General features: G+C 43.8%; 20 protein-coding genes. 17 read left to right on the top strand and 3 right to left on the bottom strand.

Annotated elements, in window-relative coordinates; all coding sequences use genetic code 11:
- Positions 1–176: 176 nt before the first annotated feature.
- Entirely contained in the window at positions 177–1,235 is a 1,059-nt protein-coding gene (locus DER53_RS08265; RefSeq protein WP_062753791.1) for a multicopper oxidase domain-containing protein, read from the top strand.
- Between the two features lie 306 nt (positions 1,236–1,541).
- On the opposite strand, the gene DER53_RS08270 is transcribed toward DER53_RS08265, so the two are convergent.
- Complete coding sequence (locus DER53_RS08270; protein ID WP_062753789.1) at positions 1,542–1,991, bottom strand: hypothetical protein; 450 nt, start codon at positions 1,989–1,991, stop codon at positions 1,542–1,544.
- 1,158 nt (positions 1,992–3,149) lie between these two features.
- On the opposite strand from DER53_RS08270, the gene DER53_RS08275 reads away from it, so the two are divergent.
- The 5 genes from DER53_RS08275 to narI are packed head-to-tail and all read left to right on the top strand — an operon-like array spanning position 3,150 to position 10,022.
- On the top strand, positions 3,150–3,557 hold the full coding sequence (locus tag DER53_RS08275) for a hypothetical protein (RefSeq protein ID WP_062753787.1): 408 nt from the start codon (positions 3,150–3,152) through the stop codon (positions 3,555–3,557).
- Positions 3,558–3,590: 33 nt separating this feature from the next.
- Positions 3,591–7,274 (top strand): nitrate reductase subunit alpha, encoded by a 3,684-nt coding sequence (locus tag DER53_RS08280; protein ID WP_062753785.1) that lies wholly within the window; start codon positions 3,591–3,593, stop codon positions 7,272–7,274.
- Positions 7,264–8,796 (top strand): nitrate reductase subunit beta, encoded by a 1,533-nt coding sequence (gene narH, locus DER53_RS08285; RefSeq protein WP_062677770.1) that lies wholly within the window; start codon positions 7,264–7,266, stop codon positions 8,794–8,796. Before DER53_RS08280 ends, narH begins: the two co-directional genes overlap by 11 nt.
- Positions 8,771–9,301, top strand: coding sequence for a nitrate reductase molybdenum cofactor assembly chaperone (gene narJ / locus DER53_RS08290; RefSeq protein WP_062677769.1), 531 nt, complete (start codon positions 8,771–8,773; stop codon positions 9,299–9,301). The genes narH and narJ overlap by 26 nt, the downstream gene beginning before the upstream one ends.
- Before the next feature lie 28 nt (positions 9,302–9,329).
- Positions 9,330–10,022 carry a respiratory nitrate reductase subunit gamma gene (gene narI / locus DER53_RS08295; protein ID WP_062753783.1) on the top strand — a complete coding sequence of 231 codons (693 nt, stop codon included), beginning with the start codon at positions 9,330–9,332 and terminating at the stop codon, positions 10,020–10,022.
- A gap of 37 nt (positions 10,023–10,059) precedes the next feature.
- Here narI and DER53_RS08300 read toward each other — a convergent pair whose 3' ends face one another.
- Complete coding sequence (locus tag DER53_RS08300) at positions 10,060–10,770, bottom strand: Crp/Fnr family transcriptional regulator (protein ID WP_062753781.1); 711 nt, start codon at positions 10,768–10,770, stop codon at positions 10,060–10,062.
- Between the two features lie 255 nt (positions 10,771–11,025).
- Between DER53_RS08300 and DER53_RS08305 the strand changes: the two genes are divergently transcribed.
- Both DER53_RS08305 and moaA read left to right on the top strand, forming a co-directional pair.
- The gene (locus DER53_RS08305) at positions 11,026–11,238 is read left to right on the top strand and encodes an ABC transporter permease (protein WP_062677766.1); all 213 of its coding nucleotides are present in this window, start codon (positions 11,026–11,028) and stop codon (positions 11,236–11,238) included.
- Positions 11,239–11,262: 24 nt separating this feature from the next.
- Positions 11,263–12,285 (top strand): GTP 3',8-cyclase MoaA, encoded by a 1,023-nt coding sequence (moaA, locus tag DER53_RS08310; RefSeq protein WP_062753779.1) that lies wholly within the window; start codon positions 11,263–11,265, stop codon positions 12,283–12,285.
- 43 nt (positions 12,286–12,328) lie between these two features.
- Here moaA and ric read toward each other — a convergent pair whose 3' ends face one another.
- Positions 12,329–13,042, bottom strand: coding sequence for an iron-sulfur cluster repair di-iron protein (gene ric / locus DER53_RS08315; protein WP_062753778.1), 714 nt, complete (start codon positions 13,040–13,042; stop codon positions 12,329–12,331).
- 343 nt (positions 13,043–13,385) lie between these two features.
- Here ric and DER53_RS08320 point away from each other — a divergent pair, with 343 nt between their 5' ends.
- From DER53_RS08320 to DER53_RS08360, 9 genes are all read left to right on the top strand, one after another.
- Positions 13,386–14,645, top strand: coding sequence for a molybdopterin molybdotransferase MoeA (locus DER53_RS08320; RefSeq protein WP_062753777.1), 1,260 nt, complete (start codon positions 13,386–13,388; stop codon positions 14,643–14,645).
- Positions 14,642–15,151: a molybdopterin-guanine dinucleotide biosynthesis protein B gene (gene mobB, locus DER53_RS08325; RefSeq protein ID WP_062753775.1), complete on the top strand. Its 510-nt coding sequence runs from the start codon at positions 14,642–14,644 to the stop codon at positions 15,149–15,151. The genes DER53_RS08320 and mobB overlap by 4 nt, the downstream gene beginning before the upstream one ends.
- Complete coding sequence (locus tag DER53_RS08330) at positions 15,148–15,618, top strand: molybdenum cofactor biosynthesis protein MoaE (protein ID WP_062753773.1); 471 nt, start codon at positions 15,148–15,150, stop codon at positions 15,616–15,618. Before mobB ends, DER53_RS08330 begins: the two co-directional genes overlap by 4 nt.
- Positions 15,615–15,845 carry a molybdopterin converting factor subunit 1 gene (gene moaD, locus DER53_RS08335; protein WP_012749421.1) on the top strand — a complete coding sequence of 77 codons (231 nt, stop codon included), beginning with the start codon at positions 15,615–15,617 and terminating at the stop codon, positions 15,843–15,845. Before DER53_RS08330 ends, moaD begins: the two co-directional genes overlap by 4 nt.
- Positions 15,846–15,850: 5 nt before the next feature.
- Positions 15,851–16,585, top strand: coding sequence for a YwiC-like family protein (locus DER53_RS08340; protein ID WP_062753771.1), 735 nt, complete (start codon positions 15,851–15,853; stop codon positions 16,583–16,585).
- A 233-nt stretch (positions 16,586–16,818) separates the two neighbouring features.
- Positions 16,819–17,856, top strand: coding sequence for an N-acetyl-gamma-glutamyl-phosphate reductase (gene argC / locus DER53_RS08345; RefSeq protein WP_062753769.1), 1,038 nt, complete (start codon positions 16,819–16,821; stop codon positions 17,854–17,856).
- Positions 17,857–17,872: 16 nt separating this feature from the next.
- Entirely contained in the window at positions 17,873–19,114 is a 1,242-nt protein-coding gene (gene argJ / locus DER53_RS08350) for a bifunctional ornithine acetyltransferase/N-acetylglutamate synthase (protein ID WP_012749424.1), read from the top strand.
- Positions 19,115–19,129: 15 nt separating this feature from the next.
- Positions 19,130–19,903, top strand: a complete 774-nt coding sequence (gene argB, locus DER53_RS08355; protein WP_012749425.1) for an acetylglutamate kinase — start codon at positions 19,130–19,132, stop codon at positions 19,901–19,903.
- Complete coding sequence (locus DER53_RS08360; RefSeq protein WP_062753767.1) at positions 19,903–21,063, top strand: acetylornithine transaminase; 1,161 nt, start codon at positions 19,903–19,905, stop codon at positions 21,061–21,063. The genes argB and DER53_RS08360 overlap by 1 nt, the downstream gene beginning before the upstream one ends.
- The last annotated feature ends 80 nt before the right edge of the window (positions 21,064–21,143 follow it).

Genomic DNA, 21,143 nt, shown 5'->3' on the forward strand with positions numbered 1-21,143 from the left:
TCGTTCAATCCATCATTTTCCCTACCGAAATGATTTCTAACGTTAATATATAACATTGTTCAACAATTCACAAACTATTCAAACATCGGCCATGATACGTGATACGAATCACTAGGATGAGAAACAGAACGCACTATTCTTAAAGTGTAAGGATTGATAAAAATGGAGGGAGGAACATGGCAGGCAAACTTCACGCATTCATGGCGGTAGCAGCGACGGCAGCGTTACTAGCGGCCTGTGGAAACGAAGGTGCCGGGGAGAAAGAGGCGACGAAAGAAACGGTAAAGATAGAGCATCACGCAAGTTCAAACGTCATCGCTGCCCATAAAGATCTTAACCAAAAACCGGTTCCATTGAAAATGGAACGCATCGGTCCGCATGACGTTAAAATCGAGATGACTGCACAAGTAACTGACATCGAAATCGATAAAGGAAAAATCTATAAAGCATGGACGTTCAACGGTCAAGCACCTGGACCGCTCATTGTTGTCAATGAAGGAGATACGCTCCATTTTACGTTAAAAAATATGGACCCATCGCTGCCCCATAGCATGGATTTCCACGCCGTCCACGCTTCGCCGTCGAAAGATTTTGCCGACGTCATGCCGAATAAGTCGGGAACGTTTACGTACCCAGCGAATAACCCAGGCGTATTTATGTACCATTGCGGCACGAAGCCGGTGCTCGCCCACATTGCCAATGGCATGCACGGGATGATTATCGTCAAGCCGAAAAACGGCTATCCAACCGATAAAGAAGTGGAGCGCGAATTTGTCTTAATCCAAAACGAGTGGTACAAGTATAATGACATGGATGATTTCCAAAACGGGGTACCAAGCTATATTGTTTTTTCGGCAAAAGCGTTAAAAGCAGGCGATCGAAATACGAACGGAGATACATTTACGCTAAAAGAGAAGCCGCTCGTTGCCAAAGTCGGCGACAAAGTTAGAATTTACATCCTTAACGTTGGTCCGAACGAAGTCAGCTCATTCCATGTCGTTGGAACCGTTTTGGATGATGTGTATATCGACGGTAATCCAAACAACCATCTAAAAGGTTTGCAGACAGTGATGCTTCCGGCTAGCGGCGGCGCGGTCGTTGAATTTACCGTCACACGCCCGGGAACGTATCCGATCGTTACGCACCAATTCAACCACGCGCAAAAAGGAGCCGTAGCGATATTAAAAGTAACGGAGACCGGTGAAGATGACGGTACAGAAACAAGCGGACACTAACCGTTTCCCGTTCTGCCAAACGAGAAACGGCATGCCGCTGCAAGAGAGCTTCTTCATCTATTGTAAAGGATTATAGAAAAAGATAAGTGATGTGCATCACACAACATTAAAAAGGAGAGATGAAAACTAACGGGTTCGGTTCAGAAGTACAAAATCAAAAAACAGTACAAATAACAGCGTAATTAGCACAAAATTCGAACCACATTTAACAAAGTAAAAGGCATATTAAAACGCTTGGGCTTATTCCAAGCGTTTTAAACTAAAATTATATTGACTTGTTCAATTAAGACTGTTACTAAAAGGTTACTACCGCACTTCAATTACAAAGGCATAACTTGAATCTCCCTTTTCCCATCTTGCTGAAACATCATACACATATACACCTTTTTCTTTTGGTAATAGTATCACATTATCATTTATTGGAACATTTTCTGTTTTTTCATTTGTAAGCCATCTATTTACTACTAATGTATTTTCTTTAGGCTCGTCTTTGAATTCTATTTTCAATTGGGAATTTGGTGGTATAACCACAGGTTTTAGTTCTTGATTTTTAATGAGTTCTGGCGGAGAACTTGTATCAATACAAACAGAATTAAGTAATCCATTCCAACAATACGAACCTTGTGTCACTTCTACCTTTTTTTCTCCAACAGTTATGGTTGGTAAAGGTGGTTTAGCACTAAATAGTCCAATAACAAAATACCCCCCAATGCCTAACGCAATTAATATTAATAATGTAATTAAAAACTTTTTCATACACTCCCCCTCGTGGGTTCATTTTACTTTTGTTAATTTTCTGATTAATCTATATATTTAGTTTAACATAAAATACCAAAATACTTAAAAAGGATTTCGTCAAAAAATATTGATATTTCAACAAAAATAAAAAAAAACAAATCGCGTGGTGATTTGGTCTTATAAAATATCAAATCCCTTTCAAAGGGAAGTCATCAATGAATTGTCTTTATCCGTCACAAAACGCCATTCTGAAGCCTTTACAAGCTGTTTAATGAGCCAATAATGAGCAATCGTTGTATAAGTTATGTGTAATCCATCAATATACTTGGCTCTGCGTTCAATTTTATCTAATTCGGCTTGATACTCGACATAAGTTTGTGTGTCATTTTTTAGATGTAGGCATCGGATAATGATAATATTTCGGAATGCGAGCGTGTTTCTTAGCAAATTCATTTAGGGGGTTTTCTTTTAAAAGAACGGTATCAAGGGCAATATCCCTCAATGAAATATCCCAATCAAATGCCACATCACTTCGGAACACATACCTTGAGAATACATCGGCAGTAATCACCACATTGGTTGGGAATTGACTTTAAATCGTCATACTGGCTGCCACCCATTCCTTTTTTCCGAACATTGTTGAGGAAATAAGTCATTTTATCTATTGAGCCATATTTCTTTAAACTGCATATTTTGAAGCGGTTTTGTTTCGTGCCGTTCCAAAAACTCCAAACATCTTCGATAAACAAATTCGTAATAGGTACCTCTCCCAATTTCCAAAAGTTCGCAAGTTCTGGTAATCGGAACCCGACTTAACAATAACTTTGTAAACCAAAGAAGAATATCACTTCGTTTTTGATTGTATGTGATAGATTGCTTACGGTTAGGTAATATATTAACTTCTTGCACGTCTTACATTGCCATCTTTGTGATTCACCTGTGCTTTTTCCACGTTTATAGAATGCCTTTGGTTCGTTAAAAGGCGTACAATCTTCCACAATACATCCATCTTTATGAAATTGATAATCGGGTTCAACATCTTGGATACTGTTGACAACAACCGAACTCGTTAGATGAAAACTCTCCTTTTTTATTTTTTGAATAATAAACGGAACAGATAGGAAACATATGCTAATAGAGGTTTAATTTATTTAAGCAGGGGAAAGAGGTGGTGAAATGGGCGGTCCATCTTTACGGAAATTAGAGGCGCATCGTTCCATTCATGAAGGGGCATTTGCCGAGGCGAAACATCTGACTGAGCTGCTTGAGAAGCTATATAACGATGGGCGTCAGGAGCATCTTGGCGAGGTTGCTGATGCGCTTGTGGAGCATTGGGAAAAGAGAGTCATTGCCCATGCGCAGGCGGAAGAAGAAGGATTTTATCAAGAAAAAGTAGAGGAAGACCACAATTTGTTTGAAAAAGTGGCGATGTTAAAGCGTGACCATGACTTAATGAGATATTTAATTGAAGAAGTAAAACAATTATTAGCGCAGCGAATTGATAAAGAGGTATTCACTCGATTTCACGCGCTTTTGCATATTAACCGTATGCATAGTGACGATGAAGAAAAATTTTTATTTTAGCCAATAAAGCAAAGGAAGGAGCTTCATGCTGACATGAATAAGAAACCTTCGCCGCTGCTAAAAAAGCTAAAGTATTTTGGCAAATCCGAAAAAACCGCTGGCCATGCCGAGGTATCACCGTATGGTCGCGACTCGGAAAAAGTGTACCGCCGTCGTTGGCAGCATGACAAAGTAGTTCGCACAACCCATGGAGTGAATTGTACTGGTTCCTGCAGTTGGAGGGTGCATGTGAAAGACGGCATTATTGCTTGGGAAACACAGCAGACCGACTATCCGACTACAGGTCCGGATATGCCGGAATACGAACCGCGCGGCTGCCCAAGAGGAGCAAGTTTTTCATGGTATACATACAGCCCGCTAAGAGTCCGCTATCCGTATGTGCGCGGAGCGCTTTTAAAGCTATGGAGAGAAGCATTAAAAAAAGAAGGAGACCCTGTTTCCGCATGGAAATCGATCGTGGAAGATCGCGAGAAGGCAAAACGGTATAAAAGCGCACGCGGAAAAGGCGGATTTATCCGCGCGAATTGGGATGAAGTCAACACAATGATTGCGGCTTCGCTTATTTATACGATTCAAAAGTATGGACCAGACCGTATTTTCGGTTTTTCACCTATCCCGGCGATGTCGATGGTAAGCTATGCCGCCGGTGCGAGATTTATAAATTTAATCGGCGGAGCGATGCTTAGTTTTTATGATTGGTATGCCGATCTTCCGCCTGCTTCCCCGCAAATATGGGGCGAACAGACGGATGTTCCGGAAAGTTCTGATTGGTTTAATTCGAGCTACATGATCGTGTGGGGATCAAACTTGCCGCAGACGCGCACTCCGGATGCCCATTTTTACGTAGAGGCGCGCTACCGGGGAACGAAAGTGGTCGCTGTGAGCCCGGATTATGCGGAGTTTGTCAAATTTGCCGACAACTGGCTTCCGATTCAGCCGGGAATGGACGGGGCGCTGGCGATGGCCATGACGCACGTCATTTTAAAAGAATTTTATGTCGATCGGCAAACAGATTACTTTACAAATTATGTGAAAAGGTATACGGATTTGCCGTTTTTAGTCATCCTTAAAAAACATGGAGATCATTATGCGGCAGACCGCTTTTTACGGGCAAGCGACATTGGCATGCCTCTGCGTTACGCACAATGGAAGACGGTCGTATGGGATGAAAAGTCGCAGACTTTTGCCGTGCCAAACGGAACGATTGGGCATCGGTGGGAAAATAACGGGAATTGGAATTTGCAGCTCGATGACATGGACAATAAACGAATCGGCCTCGATCCGGCATTAACGTTTTTAGGAAAAGAAGATGATAATGTTACGATTAAAATTCCGCATTTTGAAGTAGAGAAAAAATCGGTGCTAGAACGCGGCGTTCCTGTAAAAGCAATCAAGAAAAACGGAGATACGCTGTATGTAACGACCGTTTTTGATTTATTGCTGGCCAAAACCGGTGTTTCCCGCGGACTGCTGGGTGATTATCCTGTCGATTATAATGATCCGAAACCGTATACGCCGGCATGGCAGGAAGCGATTACTGGCATTGATCGAAACACGGCGGCGCAAATCGCGCGCGAATTTGCGCAAAATGCGATCGATTCGAAAGGTCGTTCGATGATTGTCATGGGCTCAGGCATCAACCATTGGTATCATTCCGATGCTATCTACCGTGCGATTTTAAACCTTGTTTTGTTAACGGGTTCGCAAGGAGTAAATGGTGGAGGATGGGCGCATTATGTCGGACAGGAAAAAGTGCGGCCGCTGGAAGGCTGGCAGACGATTGCGATGGCGCGCGACTGGGGAGGACCGCCGCGTCTGCAAAACGGAACGTCGTTTTTCTATTTTGTAACAGAGCAGTGGAAATACGAAGATCAAAAGATGGACGAACATATTTCTCCGTTGTTTGATCAGCCGCGTTATCAGCATGGCGGCGACTATAACTATTTAGCGGTTCGTTTAGGGTGGCTCCCATCTTATCCGCAATTTAACGCAAACAGCATCACGTTAGTGGAAAAGGCAAACGCAAAGACAAACGAAGAAGTGATTCAATATGTGGTCAATGAAATAAAACAAGGGAATTTAACGTTTGCGATCGAAAATCCGTCCGACCCGATCAACTTTCCGAGAGTGATGTTTGTTTGGCGCGCCAATTTGATCGGCAGCTCGGCAAAAGGACATGAATATTTTTTAAAACATCTGTTAGGGACCCATCATGCGAATTTAAGCGAGCAAAATAATGAGTTAAAGACGAGCGAAATCGTTTGGAATGAGGATGCGCCCGAAGGAAAGCTCGATTTAATGGTAAACATCGATTTTCGCATGAATGGAACGGGGCTGTATTCCGATATCGTCCTCCCGGCAGCCACATGGTATGAAAAATATGATATCAGCAGCACCGATATGCATCCGTTTGTGCATCCGTTTAATCCAGCGATTGCCCCGCCGTGGGAAGCGAAATCGGATTGGGATTTCTTTAAAGGGCTCGCCAAGACGTTTTCGGAAATGGCGAAACACTATTTTTCCGCTCCAGTCAAGGATGTGGTAGCAACGCCGCTTTTGCATGATACACGAGATGAAATCGCCCAGCCGTTTGGAATCGTGAACGATTGGAAAGAAGGGGCGAGCGACCCGGTTCCGGGGGTAAATTTTCCGCGGCTTCACATCGTGGAAAGGGATTATGCCGAAGTGTACAACAAATTTGTGGCTCTCGGCCCGGTTGTTCAGGAACGAATCGGAGCGAAAGGGCTCAGCTGGAACGCCAATGAAGAATACAAATGGATGCTTGATACGGCCGGTTCTTCCTCGCTGACAGGGCCGTATAAAGATTGTCCAAGCCTGTTGACCGACCGTGACGCAGCGGAGGCGATATTGGCGTTATCGAGCGCGACAAACGGTTCGCTGGCGCTGAAAGCTTGGGAAGAGATGGAAAGAAAGACGATGCAAAAGTTAAAAGATTTAGTGGAAGAACGGGCGGAAGAGCACATTACGTTCCAAGCGATTACATCACAGCCGCGCCAAGTGTTAACGACTCCTGTATTTAGCGGGAGCGAAACAGGAAACCGGCGGTACTCCCCGTTTACAACCAATGTCGAGCGGCTGATTCCGTGGCGGACGTTAACGGGAAGGCAACATTTTTACCTTGACCATGAGTTAATGCTGGAGTTTGGCGAGGAATTACCGACGTTTAAAGCACCATTGCGAAAACTGGCTTTCTATGAACAGGACCATCGTCCGAAGGTAAGCGGCAAAGAAATTGCGCTCCGCTATTTAACGCCGCACTATAAATGGTCGTACCATAGCACTTACTGGGATAACCTGCTGATGTTAACGATGTTTCGCGGCGGACCGCATGTATGGATGAATAAAGATGACGCGGAAGAAGCAGGCATTGCCGATAACGATTGGATTGAAATGTATAACCGCAACGGTGTTGTCGTCGCACGGGCGGTTGTCAGCCACCGGCTGCCGCGCGGAGTCACGTTTATGTATCACGTGCAAGACCGTTATATTAATGTTCCGGGCTCGCCAATCAGCAAACTTCGCGGCGGAACGTTTAACAGCCCGACGCGAATTCATGTAAAACCGACACAAATGATCGGCGGTTATGCGCAATTAAGCTATGGCTTCAATTATTATGGTCCAACGGGAAACCAACGGGATGAACAAGTCATCATTCGCAAACTTAAAAAAGAGGAAGTGAACTGGCTTGAGGATTAGGGCACAATTTGGGATGGTGATGAATTTAGATAAATGTATCGGCTGCCATACGTGCAGCATTACATGCAATAATACGTGGACGAATCGTCCCGGAGCGGAGTACATGTGGTGGAACAACGTAGAAACAAAACCGGGAATCGGTTACCCGAAAGAGTGGGAGAATCAAGATTTACGTAAAGGCGGATGGGTGCTCAAAGACGGGAAGCTCGAGCTGCGTGCCGGCGGCCGGGTGAATAAACTGCTAAATATTTTCTATAATCCGGACATGACCCCGATTGACGATTATTATGAGCCTTGGACATATGACTATGAAAATTTAATTAACAGCCCGGAAAAACAACATCAGCCTGTCGCCAGACCAAAATCGCAGCTGACAGGTGAATATATGGAAATTACGTGGGGGCCGAACTGGGAAGACGACTTGGCGGGAGTATATGAAACAGGAAAACGCGATCCGAACATAAAAGGCATTGAAGAGAAAGTAAAGTTCGAATTTGAGCAAACGTTTATGATGTATTTGCCGCGTATTTGCGAGCATTGCTTAAATCCGCCTTGTGTTTCCTCCTGTCCATCGGGCGCCATTTATAAACGGGATGAAGACGGCATTGTGCTCGTCGATCATGATGCGTGCCGAAGCTGGCGTTTTTGTATGACGGGCTGCCCGTATAAAAAAGTGTATTTTAATTGGAAAACACATAAAGCAGAAAAATGTACATTTTGTTTTCCACGCATTGAGACCGGTCAGCCGACGATCTGTTCAGAAACATGTGTCGGGCGGCTCCGCTATATCGGCATTGTTTTTTATGACCTAGATAAAGTGGAGGCTGCTGCTTCGGTTAAGGATGAAAAAGATTTATATCAAGCCCACTTAGATGTATTTCTTAATCCGTATGATCCGGAAGTGATCAAAGCGGCGCGTGAAGCAGGATATACCGATGATTGGATTGAAGCGGCACAACGCTCCCCGGTTTATAAATTGGCGGTGGAACAAAAAATTGCGCTTCCGCTTCATCCTGAGTATCGCACATTGCCAATGGTTTGGTATATTCCGCCGCTAAGCCCAATCATGGGAGCATTTGACGGCGGATTGGACGACATTAATGCTCACGTCATTTTTCCAGCGATTGATCAAATGCGCATTCCGATTGAATATTTGGCGAACTTGCTTGCAGCAGGAGATACGGAAGTGATTCGCACGGTGTTGAAAAAAATGGTGGTGATGCGAAGTTATATGCGCGCCGTGAACTTGGGGAAAGAACCGGATAAGAGCATATTAGATAAAGTGGGAATGGATGAACATACGGTGAAAGAAATGTACAAGCTTTCCGCTGTTGCGAAATATTCCGACCGCTATGTGATTCCATCTTCTCATCGCGAGAAGGCAGACAATATGTTTTACGGACAAGGAGCAGTCGGTTATGAATTTATGGAATCTTGTTCCGGCTGTTCGGGATATGACGCGGAAAACTTTCATCAATTTTATTGGAGTGATATCGATGGAAGAGCACCGGAAAATTTTTAAAATCGCTTCGATTTTGCTGCAGTACCCGGAACAAGGGTGGATTGGTGATGAACAATTATTCCATGAAATTTCTTCGCTAAGCAATGAAGGCGTCCGGAAACTGTTTATGCAGTTTCTGGACTATTTAACAACAAACGAAATAGAGACGTTATGCGAAATATATGTGAATACGTTTGATTTTAGCGATAAAACCACAATGTATTTAACTTATCATCTATTTGGCGATCAGAAAGAGCGCGGCCAAGCCTTTTTAAAACTAAAAGAAGAGTTTCGCAACGCCGGTTTTGATCTATTGGATGAGGAGCTGCCAGACTATTTGCCAGTCGTTTTAGAATTTGCGTCTGTCGCTCCCGAAGAGCATGCAAAGAAGATGCTTCTTATTCATAAAACAACCATTGATAAAATTACAGAGGAACTAAAATTAGCGAATAATCCGTATTATCTTGTCATGGATGGCTGTGTAACCGGAATCGTTTCATTTTTAGAGGAGAAAAAAGCCTCTTAACAATACGAACATGAATGGAGGACGCCTGATGAGTTTACTTGATCAATTTATTTGGGTAATTTATCCATATCTCATGCTTACATTATTTGTCGTTGGTCATATTTACCGTTATAATACAGATCAATTTGGCTGGTCGGCAAAATCAAGTGAGTTTCTTGAAAGCAGACGGCTGCGATGGGGAAGTATTCTTTTTCATTGGGGAATTATATTTGTTTTTTTCGGGCACGTAGCTGGGATACTGATGCCAAAACCATTTTATGAAACAATCGGAATTACGGATGAAATGTATCACTTCGGGGCGGTTTGGTTCGGCGGCGCAGCTGGGGTCGCGACGGTCATCGGCGTTCTGTTGCTGCTATGGCGGAGGTTAAGCGTTCGTCGTATTTTCCGCAACAGCAGCAAAAGTGATTTCGTCGTATTGTTTCTGTTAACCATCGTCATTTTAACGGGATTTACCAATACAGTAGGATATACCGCTACAGGAGGAACGTTTGATTATCGCGATACGATTGGCCCATGGTTCCGAGGGATTTTAACGTTTCGGCCGCTGCCTCAACTGGTAAGCGATGCCCCGTTAGGATTCCAAATTCATATTATTACCGCCTTATTGCTGTTTGGCATCTGGCCGTTTACCCGTCTTGTCCATGTTTGGAGCGTTCCGCTGACGTATTTAAATAGACATTATGTTGTATATCGCCGCATGCGTGCAAAGAAGATTTAAAAACACCCTCCTTTTCCATTCGAAAAGGAGGGTGTTTTTATTCAATGCGACAAATATCCACCGGACAGTTTTCGCATTGAATTTCCTTCTTTAAATAGTCGAGGTCATGGATCGTAATTTTTCCTTTTTTAATGGAAAGAACACCTTGCTGCTTTAACACGTTCAACATGCGGTTGACGCTTTCGCGGGTGGTGCCGCAAAAGTTGGCTAAATCCTGATTTTTCAGTGTTAGGTCAATTAGAATGCTTCCGTTATCAAGCGTAACGCCATAGCTGTTGCACATGCGGATGAGCGTGGAATAGAGCGCTCCTTTTTTGCCGTGCATAATTAAATCGCGAAATTTCGTTTGTGTCCGCCGCGCATGCATGCTGACCCATTGCATATATTCATAGGCAAGTGAAGGGTTGGTGAGGAGCTCCCGTTCTAAATCATCTTTTTTAATGACTGCTACTTCGCCATCTTCCATCACTTTTGCTGTTAATAAATAGCGAGGTTCTGCTGTAAACAATGTTAGCTCGCCGATAATTTCCCCAGAGCCGCAGATACGGAAACACATCTCTTTTCCGTCAGCGCAAATTTTGCTCATTTGCACTTTACCTGAAAGAATAAGATATAGTTCATCAGCATCCATTCCTTCTTGGAATAAAAATGTTCCTTTTCGTATTTTGACTGTATGTTTCGCAGAACGGAGTAATTCACGCAAATGGCCAAAGCGATCATGGTTGTGCAACGTTTTTGCTGCAAGCATTTTTTTCACCTCAATGGTTTGTTGTTACTTCCATTGTAGGAAACAAGGGGTTGGTTTTGTTGTGAAGAAAATCACATTTTGTTGTATTTGTGATCATTGTCACAATGATGTCACAAAATATTTTTTGAAACCGTTTTCATGATTGTTATGTTAAAATGTGAGTAACGTCACAACATTTCTCTTATCTTTCTTGTATAGTAAATGGGAAAATGTCATAGTGTTGTTGAAAGAGGTTTTTAACATAACTGGATTTTGTTGTCGATAAAAGCGGCATTCATCTCCAGAGTCATTGTGGTCCTACTTGGAACCGTTATCGCGAAATGGATGGCATGCCACCGGTTTAAAGGGAAAATCGTAATAGAAACGGTGCTGAGGCTTCCACTTGTGATTCCGCCATCGGTCATTGTTTTTTTCTGTTTGGAAAAAACAGCGGTATTTACATGGTTAATTATGTGCGACAAACTTTAAGTTCAATTGAAAGGAGGAGGCGGTATGGGAAAAGGTCAATCGGTGATTGTCGACCAATGGAGCCGTCCGCTTCGCGATTTGCGCATTTCAGTAATAGACCAGTGCAATTTCCGATGCGTATATTGCATGCCGGCAGAAATATTTGGACCGAATTTCCGTTTTTTGCGTGAAGACGAATTATTAACGATCGAGGAAATGGGGCTGCTTGCGGAAAGTTTTGCGGAACTTGGGGTGGAAAAAATTCGCATCACCGGGGGAGAACCGCTGTTAAGACGCGACTTAGACTTATTAGTAGAACGGCTGGCGCACATTTCCGGCATTCGCGATATCGCTCTTACTACGAATGGGATTCATTTAGTGAAATGGGCAAAACGTTTGAAAGAAGCGGGGCTAAAGCGCGTCAATGTCAGTCTGGACGCATTAGATGACAAAGTATTTAAAAAGATGAACGGGGTTGGCGTCGGGGTCAAGCCGGTGTTAAAAGGGATTGAAGCAGCGCGGGAAGCGGGGCTTGGCGTCAAAGTGAACATGGTCGTCAAAAAGGGAATGAACGACTCGCAAATCATTCCGATGGCAAACTATTTTAAAGAACGAGGCATTCCCCTCCGCTTTATTGAATATATGGACGTCGGCACGACAAACGGATGGGATTTTTCCCATGTGGTAACGAAAAAAGAAATGTATGAACGCCTGCAGCAAATGCATCCGCTTGAGCCGGTGGAAAAAGCCTACTTCGGCGAGGTGGCAAGCCGCTACCGCTATGTTGGCACGAACGTGGAAGTCGGCTTTATCGCTTCGGTGACCGAATCGTTTTGCCAAAGCTGCACCCGGGCGCGCATTTCCGCCGATGGCACGCTATATACGTGCTTGTTTGCTGCAAGCGGTGTTTCGTTAAAAGAAAAACTGCGTTCCGGGGCCGATAAAGAAGAAATAAAGAAAATGATTGCATCGACATGGAACATGCGGACAGACCGCTACTCGGATGAACGAACGGAGCAAACAGCAAAAACGCGGAAAAAAATTGAAATGTCTTATATTGGCGGATAAACAAACCGGACTTGCTCGTTATGTGGAGCAGTCCGGTTGTTGTTTATTGAGATGCTTCTGTTTCATGAAGAACACGCGGAAATAAAATGTTATTTTCCAAATGGATATGTTCCAATAAATCTTCTTCTAGTGCTTCTAATCGGTTGTAGACAAGACGGTACGTCCGGCATGCATCTTCTGGCGGGGTGAAGTCATTTGTAATCTCACGAATCGTTTTGATGATATCGCCAGCAACATCATGTTCATTGATAAGTTCGCGAATTGCTTGTTTCATCGTTTCTCTGTTTTCTGGAGTCGGAGTTTCTTCAAATTGTAAAATAAGCGGGAAAGCATGAGTTTCTTCTTTGATCGTATGCTGCTCGAGTTCTGTTTTCAGCTCGTTAAACAACTTATGAATTTGTGCTAGATGCGGGTGATGCGCCCCATGAACGCGAAGCACTTTTGTTACGTAAGGGCTAAGATTAGGCAATTCTTCCGCCAGGTAACGGTGATGTTTTTGGATAATATGGTCGATCAGTTCACTATAAGAAGCTTCCGACCAATTTTTTTCATCTTTTTCAAGCGATTGCGCATAAAGAGTATTTAATTGTTCTAATATCGCTTTGCCATCTAAGTTTCGTTCTTGTATCGCTTCTTTTAACGGACGCTGTCCACCGCAGCAAAAATCAATTTTGTATGCTTTGAAAATATCGCTTGCTTTTGGAAACTGTGCTACGATATCACCGATGATCGATTGTTCTGTAAACCGTTTTTCCATGATCGGCCCCTCCATTTTTTATAAATCGTTACAATCCAAGTATATTTCCTTTTCTATTTCTATGTCGTGATGCATATCACACATATATTTATGAATAGATTTTGAACAAATCATGTTGAACTGCAAAGGAAGCCAGAAAATGTGATTAATCTCACAAATGAATTTTTTTCGTTTCCGTACAATAGAAAACAAGATGGATTACAAACTTAATCTTCTGCAAGAAGCAGGACTTTCAAGTTTAACTTATATAGTTGAAAAAATGAATAGAAAGATTGATAATATCAATACATTTGGAATAAGGATGCATAAATGGAAACCAATATACAGGAAGAGGGATAAAATCATGGAAGAAAGACGAACTCTTATTCCGGTAACAGAGGCAATCCAAAAAGTTATGAAGTATGCAGGAACAGGAGAAGTGGAAACGGTTTCATTAGAAGAGGCATATGGACGGTATTTGGCGGAAGAATTGCGCGCTGACCATGACGTTCCGCCGTTTGACCGGTCACCATATGACGGTTTTGCGATACGCGCTGTTGATTCCGCAAAAGCAAAGCTTGACAATCCCGTAGAATTTGAAGTGATTGAAACGATTGGAGCGGGACAAGTAGCGTCGAAGACCGTTCAACCATTTCAAGCGGTGCGCATTATGACGGGGGCGCAAATTCCAGATGGATGCGATGCGGTTGTCATGCTGGAATTAGCGAAACAATATGAGAGAGACGGAAAAACATATATGTCGATCAAACGTCCCTTTCAACCGGAAGATAACATTTCGTTCCAAGGAGAAGATGCGAAAAAAGGAGAGGTGCTCGTCCCAAAGGGAACGTTTATTAATCCAGGAGTGCAAGCATTGTTAGCGACATTCGGGTATGCTCGGGTGAAAGTCGCGAGAAAACCGCGAATTGGCATTTTCGCGACAGGCAGCGAGCTTTTGGACGTATCCGAGCCGCTTGTTCCCGGAAAAATTCGCAACAGCAACGCCTATATGATTCAGGCGCAAGTAGTACGCAGCGGCGCGGAGCCAGTTTATTTTGGAAAATTAGCCGATGATGTGGATACATGTTTTACAGCAATACAAAAGGCGCTGCCACAAGTTGATTTTCTCATCACAACGGGCGGCGTTTCGGTTGGAGATTACGATTATTTGCCGGCCATTTATGAACGCCTTGGGGCAGAAGTGTTATTTAATAAAGTCGCGATGCGTCCGGGAAGCGTGACGACGGTTGCGCAGCTCAATGGAAAACTGTTGTTTGGTCTATCTGGCAACCCTTCGGCATGTTACGTTGGATATGAGTTGTTTGTACGTCCGGCCGTACGGACGCGGCTATTTTCGCCAAAACCGTATTTACGGAAAGCGATGGCAACGTTGATGGCAGACTTTCCTAAACCGAATCCGTTTACCCGGTTTGTTAGAAGTTATGTGGCGGTCGAAGATGGCCGGTTAACCGTGTCGCCTGTTGGGACAGATAAATCGAATATAGTCACATCGCTAGCAAAAGCAAATGCGCTGATGGTGCTGCCTGGAGGGACGCGAGGATTTGCAAAAGGGGATACCGTCGATGTATGGCTGCTAGAAGATGAGGAAGGAAGTGACATATGAACGTTTGGCAAGTGGTTGGCTATAAAAATAGTGGCAAAACGACGCTTATTGAAAAATGGATAAAAATCGCGGCAGCCGAAGGATATCGTGTCGGAACAGTGAAACATCACGGACACGGCGGTTATCCTGAAAGAAACGATTCCTATACGGATTCAAAGCGCCACGAGCAGGCGGGAGCAGTTGCCGTTTCAGTGGAAGGCGGCGGTTTGCTCGAGCTTCACGCATGGCAGCCTGCATGGCCGCTAGCGCAAATTTTATCATTATATGAACTTTTGCCGCTTGATTTCGTGCTTGTCGAAGGCTACAAACATGAATCATATAAAAAGGTTGTGATGCTGCGAAACGAGGACGATTGGGATTCGCTGTCACAGTTGTCTAATATTATTGCCGTTATTACGTGGGAATCTTCTTCGCGGCTATCTTTCATTCCATATCCTTTATTTTTCATCAATGATGAGGAAAGTTATTTACATTGGTTAATGAATGAGGTGAGAAAAAACGAATGAAGGAACGCCTTTTTATGATTACGGACAAGCCGATTTCCATTGAGAATGTGGTAAAAAAAGTAATGCGCCCCGAAGCCGGAGCGGTGACCACGTTCATGGGAACGGTGCGCGAATGGACAAACGGAAAGCGGACCTTATTTTTACAATACGAAGCGTACGTATCGATGGCGGAAAAAATGCTAGAACAAATCGGGGAGGAGATTCGAGAAAAATGGCCAGAAACGAAAGTGGCGATTACGCACCGAATCGGCAGGCTGGATATCGGCGATATCGCTGTCGCCATCGCCGTTTCGTCGCCGCACCGCAACGACGCGTATGAGGCAAACCGATATGCGATTGAGCGCATTAAACAAATTGTTCCGATTTGGAAAAAAGAACATTGGGAAGATGGAACGGAATGGGTTGGCAATCAATTAGGGACGAAAGCGTATCCAACAGGAAAGCCGGAAGGAGAGGATTTACAATGATCACACTGCTCTTTTTTGCGCATTTACAGGAAGCAATTGGAGAGGAGCGTATGGTGCTTCCTGACGTTCCCAAAACGGTAAATGCATTAAAGCAGGAAGTAGAAAAGCGTTATCACATTGATCTGAAACAAGTGATGGTCGCGGTGAATGAGGAATATGCCCGCGATGATCAAACACTTCAGCCAGGTGATATCGTTGCCTTTATTCCACCGGTAAGCGGAGGGTGAGATCTATGAAAAACCGACAAAAACAAAAGTGGATTGTTCCGAAACAACATGGCGCATGGGCAATGCTGATCATTCCGTTTGTATTAGGCGCATATGCAGGCGGATTGACATGGCTTCATCTGCCGTTATTTGTAGGATGGTTTTTCTTATACTTGGCGACATATCCGTTGTTGATGGCGGTAAAATTAAAACGCACACAAGAGTACATGTGGTCGTTTTACGGCTACACTGCCATTGCCGCTGTGATATTAGCTATTTGTTTATGGTATGTGCCATCTTTATTTTATTTTGGAGCGGCGATGCTTCCGTTCTTTCTAATTAATCTTTCTTATGCCAAACGGAAGCAGGAACGTGCTTTTTGGAATGATGTTGCGGCAATCATTGTTTTTTGTGTTGCTGGTCTTGCCAGCTTTTATGTTGGGCGCGGGGAATTAACGATAGAAGCGTTTGAACTAGCTGCTTTTTGTTTTCTCTTTTTCCTCGGAAGTACCTTTTACGTAAAAACAATGATTCGCGAAAAGAAAAACCCGATGTATAAATGGTTGTCATGGGGATACCATGGAATATTAATGATCGCGCTCGTTGTCATCGGGTACCCGTTATTTGTTCTTGCCTATGTGCCAAGTGTTGTTCGGGCTGTTTATTTATATGGAAAATCGCTGCCGATTATGAAATTAGGAATATTAGAAATTTCCAACGCCGCTTATTTTCTTATTGCCATGATCGTCCTTTACTCATAAAAACGAGGTGTGTAAGTGAACGCACCTCGTTTTTTTATTTAGTGTGTCCGATGATGTACAGGTGTCCGAGTATAATACACTTTTTCCATGAAACAAATATTGTGTTTTGCGGAAATAGTTATAAAAACGATTAAAAAATATTTAGAAAATAATTAAATATACATTTGATTTTATTTTTATACAGTATTATAATGGTAATTACATGAAAGATAATTCGTTCAAGGAGGCTTGTCATGAATATTGCAATCATTGGTGCGACCGGGTATGGCGGTGTAGAATTATTAAGATTTTTACAGCATCATCCACATGTTCATCACTGTTCGCTTTATTCTTCTTCACAAGACGGCATCCATTTTTCCGAAAGCTTCCCGCATGTTGGCGAAATAGAGGGAGCGATTCTTCAGAAAATCGATGTCGAACAAATGGCAAATGAATGCGAGGTCGTCTTTTTTGCTACTCCGCCAGGCGTTTCTAGCACACTTGCACCAACGTTGATTGATAAAGGAGTTAAAGTGATTGACTTATCCGGCGATTTTCGCTTGAAAGATAGATCGGTATATGAAATGTGGTATAAGCGACAAACGGCTTCCGATCACTATTTGCAACAGGCGGTATACGGATTAACGGAATGGAATAAAGAGGACATTCAAAAGGCGCAGCTTCTTTCCAATCCGGGATGCTATCCGACCGCTACGCTGCTCGGTTTAGCCCCGCTTGTCAAAGAACGGTTGATTGAAGAAGATTCTATTATTGTTGACGCAAAATCCGGGGTGTCGGGAGCAGGACGGAAAGCTTCGCTGAATACCCATTTTTCAGAAGTCAATGAAAATGTCAAAATTTACAAAGTGAATTCTCACCAACATATTCCAGAAATCGAACAAATGCTAAAAGCTTGGAATGAACGTATTCAGCCGATTACGTTTAGCACACATTTAATTCCGATGACAAGGGGAATTATGGCAACGATTTATGCGAAAGCAAAGAAAGAGCTGTCGTTAGAGACATTGCTAGATTTATATAAAACAAGTTATGAAGATTCGAAATTTGTCCGCGTTCGCAAGCCTGGACAATTCCCAGCCACAAAAGAAGTGTATGGCTCCAACTATTGCGATATCGGAGTTGCTTATGACGAACGTACGGGAAGAGTTACCGTTGTTTCCGTCATCGACAATCTTGTCAAAGGAGCGGCAGGACAGGCGATTCAAAACTTGAACGTGATGATGGGCTGGGATGAAGAAAGCGGGCTTATGTTAGCACCGATTTATCCATAAGGAAGGAGATCAAACGATGGTGATCGCAAAGCAAGAAAAGCATGGAACGAAAATTTCTTATATTGCAGAAGGAACGGTCGTAACTCCAAAAGGATTTAAAGCGGCAGGCGTGCATGCCGGTTTGCGTTACGCGAAAAAAGATTTGGGCGTTATCGTATGCGATGTGCCAGCATCTTGTGCCGCGGTTTATACACAAAACCATTTTCAAGCCGCCCCGCTGAAAGTAACGCAACAAAGCATCGCGGCCGAGCAAAAATTGCAGGCGGTAGTCGTCAATAGCGCATGCGCGAATGCGTGTACGGGAGAAAGAGGATTAAAAGATGCGTATGAAATGAGAGAATTATGCGCACAACAGTTCAGCATTGCCCCGCATCTTGTTGCGGTCGCCTCCACTGGTGTGATCGGTGAATTTATGCCGATGGAGAAAATTCGGGAAGGAATGAAAAAATTAGAGCCAGGCGACTTGCCGGAAAATGCGGAGGCGTTTCAAACAGCGATTTTAACGACTGATACGGTCATGAAAAAAGCTTGTTATCAGACAACGATTGACGGAAAAACGGTAACGATCGGAGGCGCGGCGAAAGGTTCGGGAATGATTCATCCGAATATGGCAACCATGCTCGCGTTTGTGACGACCGATGCCAATATTTCTTCGCCGGTATTGCAAGAAGCGCTTCGTTCCATTACGGATGTATCCTTCAATCAAATTACGGTAGATGGAGATACATCCACGAACGATATGGTAATCGTTATGGCGAGCGGACTTGCCGGAAATAAGGAATTAACGCCGGATCATCCAGACTGGGAAAACTTTTATGAAGCGCTGAAAAAAACATGTGAGGATTTAGCGAAACAAATCGCCAAAGATGGCGAAGGGGCGGCGAAGCTCATTGAAGTGCGCGTGAACGGGGCGAAAACGGACGAGGATGCGAAAAAAATCGCCAAGCAAATCGTTGGCTCTAATTTAGTAAAAACGGCGGTCTATGGTGCTGACGCAAACTGGGGAAGAATTATCTGTGCAATTGGCTACGCAGATGCAATGGTGAATCCGGACAATGTCGATATTTCGATGGGACCGATTGTCATGCTAAAAGGAAGCGAACCGCAGCCATTTTCCGAAGAGGAAGCGAGAGCCTACTTGCAAAATGATGAGATTATCATTGAAGTAGATCTTCATCTCGGCAACGGAACAGGAGTTGCTTGGGGCTGTGACTTAACGTACGATTATGTGAAAATTAATGCGAGTTATCGCACGTAATAAGGGGAGAGGGAGATGGGAAAGACGATTGTCATCAAATGTGGAGGAAGCGTGTTAAGTGATCTGTCGCCGTCGTTTTTTACAAGTTTACAAGAGATGTACGCACAAGGTATGAACATTGTTCTCGTTCACGGCGGCGGACCGGAAATCGGACAAATGCTAAAACGGCTAAACGTGCCGAGTGAATTTGTGAACGGTTTGCGCAAGACGACAAAAGAAGTACTAGAAGTAGCAGAAATGGTTTTAGCAGGAAAGGTAAATAAGCAGCTTGTGGCATTGCTGCGGCAGCATGGGCTGCCTGCCGTGGGCGTTTCCGGTGTAGACGCCTGTTTATTGCAAGCGGCGCCAATCGATTTAGCGAAGCTCGGATACGTTGGGGAAGTCGTCAATGTTAATGCCGATTTTGTTCATCAGCTATTAAAATCACGTTACATTCCGATCATTTCACCGATCGGTGCGGATAAGGATGGCCAAAAATATAATATTAACGCCGATACAGCAGCGGGGGCGGTAGCGAAAGCGATCAAGGCGGCGCAATTGCTATTTGTGACGGACGTTCCGGGGATTTTGCGAAACGGTTCTATCGTTGAACAGGCAACGATCGATGTGATTGAACGGATGATGAATGAAGGGATTATTACAGGAGGAATGATTCCGAAAGTAAAAGCAGCGATTGCCGCGTTATCGGAATCGCTTCATGAAGTGATGATCGTAAGCGGGAAAACACCGTTTTATGAAAACGGGCAATTGCATGGAACGACGATTCGAAACGAAGTGGGGGTCTATTAATGGGAGCGTTATTTCCGACATATAACCGTTGGAATATTTGTATACAATCAGCGGAAGGGACGACGGTTACCGATATAAACGGAAAACAGTATTTGGATTTTGTTTCCGGGATCGCCGTCTGTAATCTTGGCCACCGTCATCCTGCGGTGCAGAAAGCGATCGAAGAACAGCTTGAGCGGTTTTGGCATGTTTCTAATTTATTTACCATTCCGCTTCAGGAAGAGGTAGCGGAACTTCTTGCGGCAAATAGCTGCGGCGATTATGTATTTTTCTGCAATAGCGGCGCGGAAGCGAACGAAGCGGCATTAAAATTAGCGCGCAAACATACGGGGCGACATAAAGTCATTACATTTAAGCAATCGTTTCATGGACGGACGTTTGCGACGATGTCGGCCACAGGGCAAGAAAAAGTATACAAAGGGTTTGGCCCGCTTTTACCACAATTTATCCATCTGCCGTTTAATGATATCGAAACACTGGAAAACGAAATGAACGAAGATGTTGCGGCGATAATGGTGGAAATTGTTCAAGGAGAAGGTGGAGTCAGACCGGCCGATAAAGCGTTTTTGAAAAAAATAGCTGAGCTTTGCAAGCAATACGGCGCGCTATTGATTGTCGATGAAGTGCAAACCGGCATCGGCCGCACTGGCAAACCATTTGCCTATCAATATTTTGATATCGAACCGGATATTATTACAAGTGCGAAAGGGTTAGGAAGCGGCATTCCAGTTGGTGCGATGATTGGCAAAGCGTTTTTGAAAGATACGTTTACCGCGGGGGTTCACGGCTCGACATTTGGCGGCAATCCAATCGCGATGGCAGCCGCAAAAGCGACGTTGCAAACGATTTTTCAGCCTGACTTTTTACAAGACGTACAAGAAAAAGGAACGTATTTCTTAACGAAGCTTCAAGAGGCATTAAGCGAATTTTCGCTAGTAAAAGAAGTTCGGGGACTTGGGTTATTAGTTGGCATTGAATGTGATGAGGACATTACGAAACTAATCCCATTTATTCACAAAAATGGACTGCTTGTATTAACAGCTGGTCCGAATGTGATTCGGCTATTGCCGCCGCTAGTCGTTTCAAAAGAAGAATTAGATCAAGCGGTAGGCATTATCAAACAAACAATACAGAAAGAAAAAATCGCAGCTACGAAGTAGTCGATAGCTGCGTCTTTATCCTTAATAGGTGAATAAAAATTCTATAATATAAATAAAAATTCGAGCATGAGGTGTCATTC

The organism is Parageobacillus toebii NBRC 107807, from assembly GCF_003688615.2.
Taxonomy (GTDB): Bacteria; Bacillota; Bacilli; order Bacillales; family Anoxybacillaceae; genus Parageobacillus_B; species Parageobacillus_B toebii.